At 71.7% G+C, this 15,226-nt stretch carries 11 protein-coding genes; 10 read left to right on the top strand and 1 reads right to left on the bottom strand.

Annotation, left to right across the window (positions count from 1 at the left end; genetic code table 11):
* Positions 1-685: 685 nt before the first annotated feature.
* On the bottom strand, positions 686-895 hold the full coding sequence (locus ACGFH8_RS10465; RefSeq protein WP_088951236.1) for a PspC domain-containing protein: 210 nt from the start codon (positions 893-895) through the stop codon (positions 686-688).
* 753 nt (positions 896-1,648) lie between these two features.
* Here ACGFH8_RS10465 and ACGFH8_RS10470 point away from each other — a divergent pair.
* The 10 genes from ACGFH8_RS10470 (at position 1,649) to ACGFH8_RS10515 (ending at position 15,213) form a co-directional block, all read left to right on the top strand.
* A complete protein-coding gene (locus ACGFH8_RS10470; RefSeq protein ID WP_393365853.1) occupies positions 1,649-3,019 on the top strand; it encodes an L-serine ammonia-lyase in 1,371 nt (456 codons plus the stop codon).
* Positions 3,020-3,091: 72 nt separating this feature from the next.
* Entirely contained in the window at positions 3,092-3,919 is an 828-nt protein-coding gene (locus tag ACGFH8_RS10475; RefSeq protein WP_393365854.1) for an ABC transporter permease, read from the top strand.
* Position 3,920: 1 nt separating this feature from the next.
* Positions 3,921-4,667, top strand: coding sequence for an ABC transporter ATP-binding protein (locus ACGFH8_RS10480; RefSeq protein ID WP_357072614.1), 747 nt, complete (start codon positions 3,921-3,923; stop codon positions 4,665-4,667).
* Positions 4,664-6,721: a DUF5941 domain-containing protein gene (locus tag ACGFH8_RS10485; RefSeq protein ID WP_393365856.1), complete on the top strand. Its 2,058-nt coding sequence runs from the start codon at positions 4,664-4,666 to the stop codon at positions 6,719-6,721. Before ACGFH8_RS10480 ends, ACGFH8_RS10485 begins: the two co-directional genes overlap by 4 nt.
* Before the next feature lie 15 nt (positions 6,722-6,736).
* Positions 6,737-8,947 (top strand): CDP-glycerol glycerophosphotransferase family protein, encoded by a 2,211-nt coding sequence (locus ACGFH8_RS10490; RefSeq protein ID WP_393365858.1) that lies wholly within the window; start codon positions 6,737-6,739, stop codon positions 8,945-8,947.
* Positions 8,948-9,070: 123 nt separating this feature from the next.
* Positions 9,071-10,369, top strand: a complete 1,299-nt coding sequence (locus tag ACGFH8_RS10495; protein ID WP_393367064.1) for an ABC transporter ATP-binding protein — start codon at positions 9,071-9,073, stop codon at positions 10,367-10,369.
* Positions 10,370-10,462: 93 nt separating this feature from the next.
* Positions 10,463-11,443: a hypothetical protein gene (locus ACGFH8_RS10500; RefSeq protein ID WP_393365860.1), complete on the top strand. Its 981-nt coding sequence runs from the start codon at positions 10,463-10,465 to the stop codon at positions 11,441-11,443.
* 63 nt (positions 11,444-11,506) lie between these two features.
* The gene (locus tag ACGFH8_RS10505; protein WP_393365862.1) at positions 11,507-11,971 is read left to right on the top strand and encodes a DUF4442 domain-containing protein; all 465 of its coding nucleotides are present in this window, start codon (positions 11,507-11,509) and stop codon (positions 11,969-11,971) included.
* Between the two features lie 60 nt (positions 11,972-12,031).
* A complete protein-coding gene (locus ACGFH8_RS10510; RefSeq protein ID WP_393365864.1) occupies positions 12,032-12,838 on the top strand; it encodes an HAD family hydrolase in 807 nt (268 codons plus the stop codon).
* On the top strand, positions 12,835-15,213 hold the full coding sequence (locus ACGFH8_RS10515) for a glycoside hydrolase family 65 protein (protein ID WP_393365866.1): 2,379 nt from the start codon (positions 12,835-12,837) through the stop codon (positions 15,211-15,213). The genes ACGFH8_RS10510 and ACGFH8_RS10515 overlap by 4 nt, the downstream gene beginning before the upstream one ends.
* Positions 15,214-15,226 lie beyond the last annotated feature (13 nt).

Consider the following 15,226-nt stretch of genomic DNA (forward strand, 5'->3'; position numbering starts at 1 on the left):
TCCTCGCGCGCGGACCCTCGCGCGCTGCGCACTCCTCGCGCGACGCGGCCTTGGCGTGTGACGCGGCCTTGGCGTGTGACGCGGACCTTGCGTTCGTGGCGCGAGCGTGCGCGACGCGCGGCCCTTCGCGCGACGCGCACGCCATGATCCACTCGGCTTCATTGAAGTCGGGGTATCGCGACCCCCCGGACACCCCGGGTTCAGCAAACCCGAGTGGATCTAGAGGAACACGCCCCGCGCGGACGCCGCCCCGCTCGGGCCCGGCACTGCGCTGCCCCGCGCCGCTCGGACGTTGCGCCGCGCTGCCCTGCACTGCGCCGCGCTGCGCCGCCCTGCGCCGCCCTGCGCCGCCCTGCGCCGCGCTGCGCCGCGCTGCGCCGCCCTGCGCCGCGCTGCGCCACCCCGCGCTGCGCCGCGCTGCGCCACCCCGCGCTGCGCCGCGCTGCGCCACCCCGCGCTGCGCTGCCCCGCGCTGCCCCGCGCCGCGCCGTGCTGTCCCGCGCCGCGCCGCGCCGCTCGGTCGTTGCCCGTGTCGCCCGGTGCTCACCGGGCAAGATCTGCGCAACTTCGGGGATCGTGCTGCCTCTGACGCTGGTGAGGCAGCAACTTCGGTGAAGTTGCTGCCTCACGGTCAGGGGTTCTGGCCTCGACGGGGGCGCTGGTGGCGCGCGGCGAGAGGTGAGCGTCAGTGCTGGGTGGAGGCCAGGTAGCGGTCCTCATTCGGCATGAGAACCCAGAGGACCAGGTAGACGATCACCTGGGTGCCGGGCAGCAGCAGGGACAGTAGGAACAGCAGCCGGACCATCCCGGCGGACATGCCGAACCGCCGACCGAGGCCGGCGCAGACACCGGCGAGCATGCGCCCCTCGCGGGGCCGGACCAGTTTGCGACTCATCGTCGTACTCCCACTCTGCGGCGGTGCGCCGCGTCTGCAATCCACGGTAGAAGGGGGTGGCCACCTCGCCCTCCGTCCCGAGGATGAGCGGCGACCCGTGGACCCGTAGGTGCTTTACCCGGGCAGCCCCTCGCTGACGCCTCCCCGAGTCACCCGCCGCCTCCGCCGGCCACGGCGTCCGGAGAAGCAGACGGCGTCCGGAGAAGCAGACGAAGATCGCGCTCAATCCTGGTTGTAGTGGCATCCATACGGAGGGATACCACTAGATCCTGGATCGAGCACGATCTTGCGCGGCGGCGGCGCGGTGGGGGCGCGGGCGGCGGTGCGGGGCGGGGCGCGGGCGGCGGTGCAGTGCGGGGCGGGGCGGGGCGGGGCGCGGGCGGCGGTGCGGGGCGGGGTGCGGCGCGGCGACGTTCCGTGCGGGGTGCGGGGTACGGCGCGGCGACGTTCCGTGCGGGGTGCGGGGTGCGGGGTACGGCGCGGCGACGTTCCGTGCGGGGTGCGGGGTGCGGGGTACGGCGCGGCGACATTCCGTGCGGGGTGCGGGGTGCGGGTGGCGGGGAGATGGCGGTCAGGTGCACACTCCCGGCGGCCGGCTGGGCGTTGAGCTGGGCGGGTACGCTGGCAGATCGGCCCTCCACACCCCGGGCGGCCGGAACTCATACCCCGGTCGATCACGAGCAGGGCTGCCAGGTCGGCGGTGTTGGCGCGGCCGGGTCCCGTACGCCGGGACGACGGCGAGGAAGCGCAGCCATGATCAGTGTTTTCGACCTCTTCAGCGTCGGTATCGGGCCGTCCAGCTCGCACACGGTGGGGCCGATGCGGGCCGCGCGGACGTTCGTCGGCGGGCTCAAGGCCGACGGGCTGCTCTCCGACGTCGCACGGGTGCAGGCTGAGCTGTTCGGCTCGTTGGGTGCGACGGGGCACGGCCACGGCAGTGGTCCGGCGGTGTTGCTCGGGTTGGCGGGCGAGTCGCCGGAGACTGTCGACACGGACACCGTCGGTCCTCGGGTCGAGCGGATCCGGGCCGAGCGGCGGATCAGCATCCTGGCCACGCACGAGATCGACTTTGATCCGGATCGGGACCTGACGTTGCACAGGCGTCGTTCGCTGCCGTACCACCCGAACGGGATGACCTTCGCGGCGTACGACGGTGCCGGCGCCGAGGTGCGCAGCCGTACCTACTACTCCGTCGGTGGTGGGTTCGTGGTGGACGAGGCCGCGGCCGGCGCGGACCGGATCAAGCCGGACAGCACGCGGGTGCGGTACCCCTTCCTGACCGGGGCGCAGCTTCTCGACGTCACCAGTTCCACGGGCCTGTCGATCAGCGAGGTGATGCTTGCCAACGAGCGCTCCTGGCGCAGCGAGCCGGACATCCGGGCCGACCTGTTGGAGATCTGGCGGGTGATGCGGGAGTGCGTGCAGCGCGGCTGCGAGCGCGACGGCGTACTCCCGGGTGGGTTGAAGGTTCGGCGGCGGGCGGCGGAGCTGCGGCGTGGCCTGGAGGCGGACGCCGGGACGCCCGACCCGTTGCACGCGATGGACTGGGTGACGCTGTTCGCCCTCGCGGTGAACGAGGAGAACGCGGCCGGTGGCCGGGTGGTCACCGCGCCGACGAACGGTGCGGCCGGGATCATTCCGGCGGTCTTGCACTACTACACCCGGTTCGTCCCGGGCGCTGATGACGATGGCGTGGTGCGGTTCCTGTTGACGGCCGGCGCGATAGGCGTGCTGTTCAAGGAGAACGCGTCGATCTCCGGCGCGGAGGTCGGCTGCCAGGGTGAGGTGGGTTCGGCGTGCTCGATGGCGGCGGCCGGGCTGGCCGAGGCGCTCGGCGGCACCCCGGAGCAGGTGGAGAACGCGGCCGAGATCGGGATGGAGCACAACCTCGGGTTGACCTGTGACCCGGTGGGTGGCCTGGTGCAGATCCCCTGCATCGAGCGCAACGCGGTGGCTAGCATCAAGGCGATCACGGCCGCCCGGCTGGCGCTGCGCGGCGACGGTGTGCACAAGGTGTCGCTGGACAAGGTCATCAAGACCATGCGGGAGACGGGCGCCGACATGAAGGTCAAATACAAGGAGACGGCGCGTGGCGGACTGGCCGTCAACGTGATCGAGTGCTGAGTCCGGTCGATTCCGGGCATTCGTTCACCGACTGCTAACCTGTCGTCCGTTTCAGGAGGCGGGAGGCTCGCGGTGACCTCTGGCGTCGCGGCGTTGTGGTCGCACCGCAACTCGCTGCGCATCCTGGTCCGACGGGATCTGGCGGTCAAGTACCAGCAGTCGGTGCTTGGCTACTTCTGGTCGTTGATCGAGCCGCTCGGCATGGGTGCCATCTACTGGTTCGTGTTCGGGGTGCTCTACTCCCGGGACACCGGCCGGCATCTGGGCGAGGCGGCCGGGTCGTACCCGCTGTTCCTGATCACCGGGATCTTCGCCTGGATGTGGACCAGCTCGGCGCTGAGCGAGGCGACGAACGCGCTCACCGGCCAGTCCCGGTTGATCACCACGATGAACGTGCCGCGTCAGGTCTTCCCGATCGGGCGGGTCACCGGCCGGTTCGCCGAGTACGCCGCCGGCCTGCCGATCCTGATCGCCATCGCGGTGATCTACGCGGTGCACGGTCGGATCCACCCGGGCTGGTCGCTGCTCGCCCTGCCGCTCGCGGTCGTCGTCCAGGCCGTCCTGTTGACCGGGCTGGCCCTGCTGTTGTCCGCGTGGAACGTGCTGATGCGCGACGTGGAACGGTTCCTGCGGCTGATCATCCGGGTGCTTTTCTACGCCACGCCGATCATCTATCCGCTCAGCCTGGTCCGGGAGTCCGATCTGCCGGGCTGGCTGAAGGTGGTGTACGAGCTGAACCCGCTGGTCGGGATCTTCCAGCTGCACCACGCGATCTGGTACCCGGACGAGTTCCCGGACGCCCGGCTGCTCGCCACGACCGTCGTCGGCAGTGTGCTGGTGCTCGCCGCCGGCTGGTGGTCGTTCCGCCGGTTGGAACCCGCCGTGCTCAAGGAACTCTGACGTGGCCGCGCCGATCATCGAGGCCGACGGCCTGGGTATCCGCTTCGTCCGCAACCGGCGCCGGCAGTTGCGGCTGCGGGAGTTGTTCATCCACCGGGGCGGGCGCGGTGCCCTGCCCGGCCAGTTCTGGCCGCTGCGCGACGTGTCGTTCACCGTCGAGCCGGGCGAGACCGTCGGGGTGATCGGCCGCAACGGCACCGGCAAGAGCACCCTGCTGCGGCTGATCGCCGGGGTGCTCATCCCGGACGAGGGCAGCATCCGGGTGCACGGCGCGGTGGCGCCGTTGCTGGAGTTGTCGGCCGGTTTCTCCAACGACCTGACCGGGCGGGAGAACCTGCACCTGGTCGGTGGTCTGCACGGGCTGTCGGCGGGCTATCTGAGGCGGCACTTCGACGAGATCGTCGAGTTCGCCGGTGAGCAGGTGCAGGGTGCCATCGACACGTCGGTGCGGCACTACTCGTCGGGGATGAAGGTGCGGCTGGGCTTCGCGATCATCTCGCACCTGCCGCACCCGATCCTGCTGATGGACGAGGTGACCGCGGTCGGAGACGCGGAGTTCCGCAAGAAGTGCTACGCGACGATTGATCGTCTGCTCGGGGAGGGGCGCACGCTGGTGCTGGTGTCACACAACGAAAAGGACCTGACCCGGTTCTGCCGTCGGGGGTTGTACCTCGACGCGGGCCGGTTGACGCTCGACGGCACCATTGCCGAGGCGCTCGACGCGTACCACGCCGCGGTTCCGCGGTGACGCTCGCGATCGTGCTCGCCGCCGGGACACCCGCGGCGGGCCTGACCACGTCGACGGGCGAGCCGCTCACCGAGCGGCTGGCCGCCCAACTGCGCCGGGCCGGGGCGGACGAGGTGCGGTTCGCCGGTGACCTCGACGAGTTGGCCGCCCTGGCCGACGCCGCCAACGGCCCGCTGCTGATCACCGGCGCGGACCTGGTCGCCCACACGGCGGTGCTGCGGCACCTGGCCACCAGCCCGGTCGGGCCGACGGTGGCGCTGGTGCTGACCGACCCGCCGGTGCCCGGTCGGACCGCCGTGCGCGAGGAACGCGGTCAGGTGGTCGACGCCGGCCCGCTGGACGCCCTCGACGGCGACGCCACTGGCGTGTTCGGTGGCGCGCTGCGGGTCGGCGTGGACGACCTGCCGACGCTTGCCGCCGCCGCCCGGGCCGCCGCGGGCGGCACGCTCCCGGTCGCCGCCCCGATCGGTCCGGCCGGCGACGTCGCGCCGCTGCCGGCGACCGGGGGAGCCGGGTCCGGCGGGCCGGTAGCCGGCGGCCCCGGGTCCGCCGTGGACCGGCTCGTCGCGGGCCTCGCGGCGCTCGGCACCCTGATCTTCGCCCAGCGGGTACGCCTGCTCGTCGCGCACCGGGTCGCGGACGCGCCCGGCCTGGCGGCTGCCGAGGCGGCGGTGACCGCCGTCGACGAGGACCGGGCCGAGCTGCGGCTGTCGGTCAAGGAGAAGGACGACTTCTTCTCCACCTACTTCGTCAGCACCTGGTCGCCGTACCTGGTCCGGCTGTCGGCCCGGCTCCGGCTCACCCCGACCGGGGTCACGGCGATCTCGGTGCTGTTCGCGTTGGCCGCGGCGGTGCTGTTCGGGGTCGGTGGGCGACCCGCCCTGGTCGGCGGCGCGGTGCTGCTCTACCTCGGCTTCGTGCTGGACTGCGTGGACGGGCAGTTGGCCCGCTACACCAGGCACTTCAGCGCCTGGGGTGGCTGGCTGGACACGATGGCGGACCGGGCGAAGGAATACCTGGTCTACGCCGGCCTGGGCTTCGGGGTGAGCCACGCCGGGCTGGGCAACGGCTGGGCGCTCGCGATCGCGGCGATGACGTTGCAGACCGTCCGGCACATGACCGACACCTGGTACGGGGTGCTGCACGACGAGGCGGCCCGCCGGCCCCGGGCGGCAGCGAGTGCCAGCGGCGGGATCGGTGACCGGCTCAACGCGGCGTCGACCCGGGTGCAGGCGGACACCGGGTCGGTGTCGTACTGGCTGAAGCGGACCGTGGTCTTTCCGATCGGCGAGCGCTGGGCGTTGATCGCGCTGACCGTGGCGCTGTTCAATCCGCTTGTCAGCCTGATCGCGGTGCTGGTCTGGGGGGTGTTGGCGTTCGCGTACACCGGGGCTCTGCGGACCCTGCGCGCCCGCTGGATGTGGGTGCCGGTGCTGGACACGGTCGACGCCACCCTGCACCGCGACGACGGGCCGCTGGCCCGGCGGCTGCCGGTGGTCCGCCCGATGGGGCCGCTCACCCTGGCGGTGATCGCCGCGCTCGGCCCGGCGGTGCTGCTGGTCGTGGCGCTGCTGGGCGACGCGCCGGACGGGCTGCGCTGGGCGGTGCCGGTGGCGCTGCTGGTGCTGCTTGTCGGTGGGCTGGGTGCCGGGGCCGCGCACAACGGGCCGCTGGACTGGCTGGTGCCGGCGGCGCTGCGGGCGGCCGAGTACCTGTTCGCCATCGCGGTCGGCGTGGTCGGCGACGTGCCGGGTTGGCTGATCTTCGGGTACGTCTTCGTGCTCACCGTGCACCACTACGACCTGACGGCCCGGCTGGAGAAGCGGCAGGCGGCGCCACCGCTGCACGCGGCCACGCTGGGCTGGGACGGGCGGTCGGTGCTGCTGGCCCTCGCGGCGATTGCCGGCATCGCGGGTATCGGGCTGGCTACACTCGGTGCGTACCTTCTCGTGGTTTTCGTGGTGAGCGTCGTCCTGGCCTGGTTCGTCCGACCGGCCCGTAGCGCGCGGGCGCTTGTCGCGCCGGTGGGCGCCGGAGGTGCCGCGCCACGCTGACGGAGGGACGGCCGGATGACCCTGATCAGCTTCGTGGTGCCGGCCTTCCGGGTGCAGGGATACCTGCGCGAGTGCCTGGACTCCATCCTCGGTCAGCCGGAGACCGACATCGAGGTGATCGCCGTCGACGACTGTTCGCCGGATGCCAGCGGCGACATCATCGACGAGTACGCGGCCCGCGACCGGCGGGTCCGTGCGGTCCGGCTGCCGCAGAACGTCGGCCTCGGTCCGGCCCGCAACATCGGGCTGGACCGGGCCGTCGGCGAGTACGTGTGGTTCCTCGACGGCGACGACTGGCTGGCGCCGGAGTGCCTGCCGGAGGTCGCCGAGCGGTTGCGGGCGACCCGCCCGGACGTGCTGCTCGTCGACCACGTCCGCACCCACTGGAACGACACCGCCACCCGCAGCGCGATGGCCGAGGTGTTCCCCGAGTCGCCCGGCACGGACACCTTCCGGCTGCGAGAGCGGCCGGCGGCGATGCGCCTGCTGCACACCGCGTGGAACCGGTTGGTCCGCCGGGAGTTCCTGACCGACCTGGGGCTGCGCTTCGCGCCCGGCTGGTACGAGGACGTCTCGTTCAGCTACCCGGTGCTGATGGCGGCGGAGCGGATCGGCGTACTGGACCGGGTCTGCGTCAACTACCGGCAACGCCGCGCCGGCGCGATCACCCGGACCCGGGGGGACCGGCATTTCGAGGTCTTCCCCCAGTGGCACCGGGTCTTCCACCTGATGGACGCGTGGGGGTCGGCGACGGACGCCCTGCGACCGGCGGTCTTCGAGCGGATGATCTGGCACTACCTGACCGTGCTCGGCAACGGCCAGCGGATCGCCCCGGAGCTGCGGCCGGCGTTCTTCGCGCAGATCACCGCCGACTACGAACGCTGGTTGCCGCCCGGCGGCTATCCCGTGCCGGACGGGGTGGAGGGGATCAAGCACCGGCTCGTCGCGTCCGGCCGGTGGCACACCTTCAGCGCGTTGCGGGCCGCGAGCAGGGCCCGGGACGCCGCCCGCCGGCAGGTGCGCACCGCCCGGCGTCGGGTCGGGCCGGTCGCTCGGCGCGGCGCTCGGCTGACCCGCGACGGGTTGCTGCGCGAGTACTACCGGGCCGAGCTGCGGCGGCCGGTCGATCCGACACTGGCGGTGTACGCCGCCTACTGGTACCGGGGTTACTCCTGCAACCCGGCGGCGATCTACGAGGTGGCCCGCCGGTTGGCGCCGGGGGTGCGCGGAGTGTGGATCGTGCGTCGGGACCGGGTGGACGCCGTGCCGGCCGGGGTGGAGTACGTGGTCGCCGGCACCCCGGCGTACTACCGGGTGCTGGCCCGCGCCCGGTGGTTGGTCAACAACGTCAACTTCCCGGACTTCGTCCGGAAGCGAGCCGAGCAGGTGCACCTCCAGACCCACCACGGCACGCCGGTGAAGGTGATGGGGCTGGATCAGCAGCGCTACCCGATCGGCGCGGGACGGATGGACTTCGCCGGGCTGCTGCGCCGGGTGGACCGCTGGGACTACAGCGTCAGCGCGAACAGCTTCTCCACCCAGATGTGGGACCGGGCCTACCCGGCCTCGTACACGACGCTGGAGGTGGGCTACCCGCGCAACGACCGCCTGGTCACCGCAGGCCCGGACGAGGTGCGCCGACTGCGCGCGGAGTTCGGCCTGGGCCCCGACGAGCAGGTCGTGCTGTACGCCCCGACGCACCGCGAGCACCTGCCCGGCTACCGGCCGCCGTTCGACCCGGACCGGTTCGTGCGGGCGCTCGGTGACTCGGGCCGGCTGCTGATGCGCAGTCACTACTTCCACGACCGCGATCGGCGTCCCGGTCGGCCGGCGGACTGGGAGCGGGTCCGTGATGTCAGCGGCCACCAGCGGGTGGAGGATCTCTACCTGGTGGCGGACGTGCTGGTCACCGACTATTCGTCGGCGATGTTCGACTACGCGGTGCTGGACCGGCCGATCGTGCTGTACGCCCCGGACTGGGAGGCGTACCGGCTGGCCCGCGGTGTCTACTTCGACGTGACGGCCGAGCCGCCGGGCGCGGTGGCCGCCACCTTCGACGATCTGCTCGACCTGTTTCGGACCGGCGCGGTGCGGTCGGACGCGGCGGCCGAGGCCCGTGCGCGGTTTCGGGGCCGGTTCTGCACACTGGACGATGGGCACGCGGCGGAGCGGGTGGTGCGTCAGGTGTTCCTCGGTGAGCCGGGTGAGCGGTCCGCGCGTTGCTGATCGGACTTTTGTCGCTTAATAGCGGCGTCACCGTCTGAACATAGGACGTTTACCCGATGTCCTAAAGCAATGATCCTGGTCACAGTCTTCAGGGGTTCGGCCGACCAACTGGGGGGGACGACGGTGAGCACCGTCACGCTCAAGGATGTGACCAAGGTATTCAGGGATGGCACCATGGCCGTCGACAGCATCAATCTTGATGTTAACGACGGCGAGTTCATGGTGCTCCTCGGGCCGTCCGGTTGTGGAAAGTCCACCGTGCTGCGGATGATCGCCGGGTTGGAGGAGCCGACAAGCGGCGCGGTCCTGCTCGACGGAGAGCTGGCGAACGACCTGCCGCCCCGGGACCGCAAGATCGCCATGGTCTTCCAGGACTTCGCGCTCTACCCGCACATGACCGTCGGCGACAACATCGCCTTTCCCCTGCGGCTGGCCGGTGTGGAGCCGGAGCCGCGCGGCGAGCGGGTCGGTGACGTGGCCAGCGCGCTGGGCATCGGTGACGTGCTGGCCCGCAAGCCTGGCCAGCTCTCCGGCGGGCAGCGGCAGCGGGTCGCGATGGGCCGGGCGATCGTCCGTCGGCCCGGCCTGTTCCTCATGGACGAGCCCCTGTCGAACCTGGACAGCGGCCTGCGTGCCGAGCTGCGCGCGGAGATCTCCGGCCTGACCCGGGAGCTGGGCGTCACCACCGTCTACGTCACCCACGACCAGGCCGAGGCGCTCACCATGGCCGACCGGGTGGCCATCATGCGTAAGGGTGTCCTCCAGGACGTGGGCACACCCACCCAGGTGTACGGCCGGCCGGCGACGCTCTACGTGGCCGCCTTCCTGGGCAGCCCGCGGATGAACCTGCTGGAGGCGTCGGTCTACGTCCACCTCGACCGGTACGTCACGCTGAACCTCGGTGACCAGTCGCTCTACCTGCCCTGGAACGACATCCGCAGTCGGGCGGTGGCGCACTACCACGGTGAGCGGATCGTGGTCGGCATGCGGGCCGAGGCGCTCACCCCTGTCGCACCGGACAGCCCGGGCGACGTGCTGCGCGGGCGGATCCGCTACCTGGAGCACCACGGGCACGAGTCGCTGGCGTTCCTCGACATCGGCGCCACCGCGATCATGGTCGACGAGATGGGCGCTCCGCTCGACCCGCCGCCGGTGGGCCAGCGTGGCCTGCGGCGGTTCGGTTCGGTGATGCAGCGCCTCACCGGTAAGCCCGTGGAGCCGCAGGAGGCGCCGAGCAGCGGCGCCCAGACCAGCGTGCTTCCCGATCCGGGCCGGCACCACCGCCGCCCGGCGGAGCTGGCGGTGCGGCTGGCGCCGTACCCGGCGGTCAGCGCCGGTCACCCGCTCGCCGTCTCGGTGCGGATGGACGCGCTGCACTTCTTCGACGAGCGGGGCGCCCGGATCGACGTGGGTTGGCGCTGACGACTCGCCGGAGCAGGGTGGCGGCCGAGTCCCGGGTGCCCTACCGTCTGCCCACCCAGTCCACAGTGACAGACCATCGAAAGGGGTGCGCCCGTGTCGGGTGACCGTCCCAGCCCGCTCGTCATCGAGCGCATCCTGCGCGACCGCGAGGGCATCTGGCAGCAGATCGTGGCCGAGCGTGACCTGAACAAGCTGACCGGGCGGATGTTGGCCAGCTCCGCCATCGCGCTGGCCTGCTACGGGGCGGTGCTCGGCTTCTTCCACAGCCCGCTGATGGCGCTGACCTCGGCGCTGAAGCTGCCCCTGCTGTTCCTGGTCACGTTGACCATCTGCCTGCCCACGCTCTACCTGTTCAACCTGGTCTTCGGCGCGCGGCTCTCGGTGCGGCAGTCGTTGGCGCTGGTGATGGTGGCGATCACCGTCACCTCGATGCTCGCGGTGGCGTTCGCGCCGATCAGCCTCTTCTTCCTGATCACCGCGAACGACTACGGGTTCTTCAAGCTGCTCAACGTGGCGATCCTGGCCCTGTCGGCACTTGTCGGGTTGCGCTTCCTGACCAGCGGCATGCAGGTGCTCAACGACAACGGCCTGCTCGCGCCGTCGCCCGCCAACGCCCAGGTGAACGCGCCCGCCAACGCCCCGGCCCCGGCCGTGCCGGCCGCGGTGCCCGCCGCGTCGACGCCGGCAGCCGCTCCGGTCGCCGGCGCGAGTGCCGAGCCGGCGGCCGCACCGACCGCGGTCGCGGTGGCGGAACCCACCCCGAACGGCGCGACCGCCGCGCCGGCGCACGTGCCGGCCCAGTGGAGTGGCCAGCCCGCGGGTGCCGCGAGCACGTTGCCGCCCGGCTACCCGCCCTCGTGGAATGACCGCTCGCTCCGACGCGGCGAGCCGACGCAGCGGCCGGCGAGCATGACACTGCTCTACATCTGGATCCTGCTCTTCGGTTTCGTGGGCACCCAACTGGCGTGGACGCTGCGTCCGTTCTTCGGCGACCCGGGTCAGGACTTCGCGTTCTTCCGCAGCATCGACGGCAACTTCTACGCGGAGATCCTGCGGACGATCGCGAATCTCTGACGGCCTGGCGAAAGCGGAAAAGTCCTGGTTGCCGGCCACGTTACCGGCTAGTAACGTCAGCTCATGACAATCGACTCCCGCCAGGTGGCGGCCGGCATGCTCGAAGCGGTGCCCTTCGCCCGTACCCTCGGCTTCGAATTTGTCGAGGTGGCGCCCGAGGCGGCGGGCGGGGTCCGGGCAGTCGTCCGGATGCCCGACTCGCCGGCCACCCACAACCACGTCGGCGGCCCGCACGCCGGCGCCATCTTCACCCTCGGCGAGACGGCCTCCGGCGCGGTCGTGCTGGCGGCCTTCGGGCACCTGCTCGACCGGGCCGTGCCGCTCGCCGTCCGCGCCGAGATCGCCTACCGCAAGCTCGCCATGGGCCCGGTGCGGGCCACCGCCCGGCTCGGCCGGCCGGCCCTCGACGTGATCGAGGAGTTCGAGTCCGGCCGGCGGCCGGAGTTCGGCGTCGACGTGGAGATCACGACCGAGGACGGCACGCCGACCTCGGCCCTGACGGTGATCTGGACGCTGCGACCCAACTGAAACCGTGTCGAGGAGGCCGAAACGGGTTTGCCGGCCCAGCGGGGTGGATAGATTCGTACCGTGCTGGGCCTACCCGCTCACGTGACCGCCTGTCTCTTCGATCTGGACGGTGTGCTGACGCAGACCGCCCGTGTGCACAACGCCGCCTGGACGCAGACGTTCGACGAGTTCCTCCGGCAGCGTGCCACCGCCTCCGGCGAACCGTTCCAACCCTTCGATCCCGGGCCGGACTACAACCGCTACGTCGACGGCCGACCCCGCGCCGACGGCGTCCGGTCGTTCCTCGCCTCCCGCGGCATCGTGCTGCCCGAGGGCACCCCGGACGACCCACCGGACGCCGACACCGTCAACGGCGTCGGCAACCGCAAGAACGTGCTGCTGCTCAAACACCTGCACGACGTCGGCGTCGAGGTCTACCCCGGATCGGTGCACTACCTGCAAGCGGCAGCCGCCGCCGGGCTGCGCCGGGCGGTGGTGACCGCGAGCGCCAACGGAGGCGAGGTGGTCGCCGCGGCAGGGCTCGCGCCGCTGCTGGAGGCCCGCGTCGACGGGCTGGTGGCGCGTGCCGAAGGGCTGCGCGGAAAGCCGGAACCGGACACGTTCCTCGCCGGGGCCAGGCTGCTCGGCGTGGACCCGACGCGGGCCGCCGTCTTCGAGGACGCGCTCTCCGGCGTGGCCGCCGGCCGTGCTGGCGGCTTCGGTTACGTGGTCGGCGTCGACCGGGTCGGGCAGGCCGACGAGTTGCTCGCGCGCGGCGCCGACATCGTGGTACGTGACCTGGCCGAGCTGCTCGACGCCGCCGAGTCGGCGGGGCCACCCCGCACCGCCGCCGCGCACCAACCGAGCACCCAACGGGACCGCGCGTGATCCGGGAGCGGGCCTATCCGGTCGAGCCGTGGCACGTCCGCGAGACCCGGCTCGACATGGACGTGCTGGCCCAGTCGGAGTCGGTCTTCGCGCTCTCCAACGGGCACGTCGGGCTTCGCGGCAACCTCGACGAGGGCGAGCCGCACGGGCTGCCCGGCACCTACCTCAACTCGTTCTACGAGCTGCGCCCGCTGCCGTACGCCGAGGCCGGCTACGGCTTCCCCGAGTCCGGGCAGACGATCGTCAACGTCACGAACGGCAAGCTGATGCGGCTGCTCGTCGACGACGAACCACTCGACGTGCGATACGGGGAGCTGCTGGCCCACGAGCGCATCCTCGACATGCGGGCCGGCACCCTGCACCGGGAGCTGCACTGGCGCTCACCCGCCGGCCGGGAGGTAAAAGTCCGCAGCACCCGCCTGGTCTCGTTCACGCAGCGGTCGGTCGCCGCGATCAGCTACGAGGTGGAGGCCGTCGACGGCCCGCTCCGGCTGATCGTGCAGTCCGAGCTGGTGGCCAACGAGTCGCTGCCCGCGCAGAGCAAGGACCCTCGGGTCGCCGCGGTGCTGGAGTCACCCCTTCAGGCCGAGGAGGAGCTGACCACCCCGGACGGGGGGCAGCTGATCCACCGCACCAAGGTCTCCGGGCTGCGGGTCGCCGCCGCGATGGAGCACGAGGTGCACGGCCCGGACCACACCACGATCGAGTCCGAGGGCTACCAGGACTGGGTACGCACCACGATCGCCTGCGTGCTCAAGCCCGGCGAGAAGCTACGGGTGATCAAGTATCTGACGTACAGCTGGTCGAGTCGGCGATCGCTGCCCGCGCTGCGCGACCAGGTCGGCGCGGCGCTCGCCGGCGCCCGACTGGACGGCTGGGACGGCCTGCACCGGGAGCAGCGCACCTACCTCGACGCGTTCTGGGACGCCTCCGACGTGCTCGTCGAGGGTGACCCCGAGGTGCAGCAGGCGGTGCGGTTCGGTCTCTTCCACGTGCTCCAGGCCGGGGCGCGGGCCGAGCAACGGCCGATCTCGGCGAAGGGGCTGACCGGCCCCGGCTACGACGGGCACGCCTTCTGGGACACCGAGATGTTCGTGCTCCCGGTGCTCACCTACACCCAGCCGAGCGCGGTGCGCAGCGCGTTGCAGTGGCGGCACAGCACGCTGGACTCCGCGCGGGAGCGCGCCGAGACGCTCAACCTCAGGGGTGCCGCGTTCCCCTGGCGGACCATCGAGGGACCGGAATCCTCCGGCTACTGGCCGGCTGGCACGGCTGCCTTCCACATCGCCGCCGACATCGCCGACGCCGCGCGCCGCTACGTGATGGTCACCGAGGACACCCAGTTCGAGCGGGAGATCGGGCTGGAGCTGCTGGTGGAGACCGCCCGGCTGTGGCGCTCGATCGGCCACCACGACCGGCACGGCCAGTTCCACATCGACGGTGTCACCGGCCCGGACGAGTACACCGCCGTGAAGAACGACAACATCTACACCAACCTGATGGCGCAACGAAACCTGCTCGCGGCCGCCGACGTCGTGATGCGCTACCGGGACGAGGCGTTCCACCTCGGGGTCACCGACGAGGAGGCGGCGAGCTGGCGGGACGCCGCCACCTCCATGCACATTCCCTACGACGAGGAACTCGACGTGCACCAGCAGGTCGAGGGCTTCACCCGGCTGCAGGAGTGGGACTTCGCGCACACCCCGGCGGAAAAATACCCGCTGCTGCTGCACTACCCGTACTTCGAGCTGTACCGCAAGCAGGTGGTCAAGCAGGCGGACCTGGTCCTCGCCATGCACTGGCGGGGGGACGCGTTCACCCCCGAGCAGAAGGTCCGCAACTTCCTCTACTACGAGCGCCGTACCGTCCGCGACTCGTCGCTGTCGGCCTGCACGCAGGCGGTGCTCGCCGCCGAGGTGGGCCACCCGGAACTCGCGCACACCTACCTGCGCGAGGCCGCCCTGATGGACCTGCACGACCTCAACGAGAACACTCGTGACGGCGTGCACATGGCGTCGTTGGCCGGCGCCTGGCTCGCCCTGGTCAGTGGGCTCGGCGGGCTCCGGGACCACGACGGCGAGTTGTCCTTCGCGCCCCGGCTCTCCAGCCGACTCAGCCGGCTGGAGTTCTCGCTGCAGTGGCGGGGGCTGGCGCTGCGGGTGGATGTCCGCCCGCACCAGACGACGTACTCGCTGCGGCACGGCGGTCCGGACGACGTGGTGGAGTTGCGCCACCACGACCAGGTGCTGCGGGTGACCTGCGACGAACCGGTGACGGTGCCGGTGCCGCCGGCCGAGCCGGCCGGCCCGCCGCCCGAGCAGCCACCGGGCAGGTCACCGCTGCTGCGGTTGCCCGAACGCGCGAACGTGACGTGACGGTCGGGGCGGG

Origin of the sequence: Micromonospora sp. NPDC049175 (assembly GCF_043197345.1) — a bacterium.
Taxonomy (GTDB): Bacteria; Actinomycetota; Actinomycetes; order Mycobacteriales; family Micromonosporaceae; genus Micromonospora.

Excerpts from the sequence above, each read along its gene's own strand:
- ACGFH8_RS10465 (WP_088951236.1), bottom strand. The coding sequence starts at position 895 with ATGAGTCGCAAACTGGTCCGGCCCCGCGAGGGGCGCATGCTCGCCGGT.
- ACGFH8_RS10470 (WP_393365853.1), top strand. The coding sequence starts at position 1,649 with ATGATCAGTGTTTTCGACCTCTTCAGCGTCGGTATCGGGCCGTCCAGC.
- ACGFH8_RS10490 (WP_393365858.1), top strand. The coding sequence starts at position 6,737 with ATGACCCTGATCAGCTTCGTGGTGCCGGCCTTCCGGGTGCAGGGATAC.
- ACGFH8_RS10505 (WP_393365862.1), top strand. The coding sequence starts at position 11,507 with ATGACAATCGACTCCCGCCAGGTGGCGGCCGGCATGCTCGAAGCGGTG.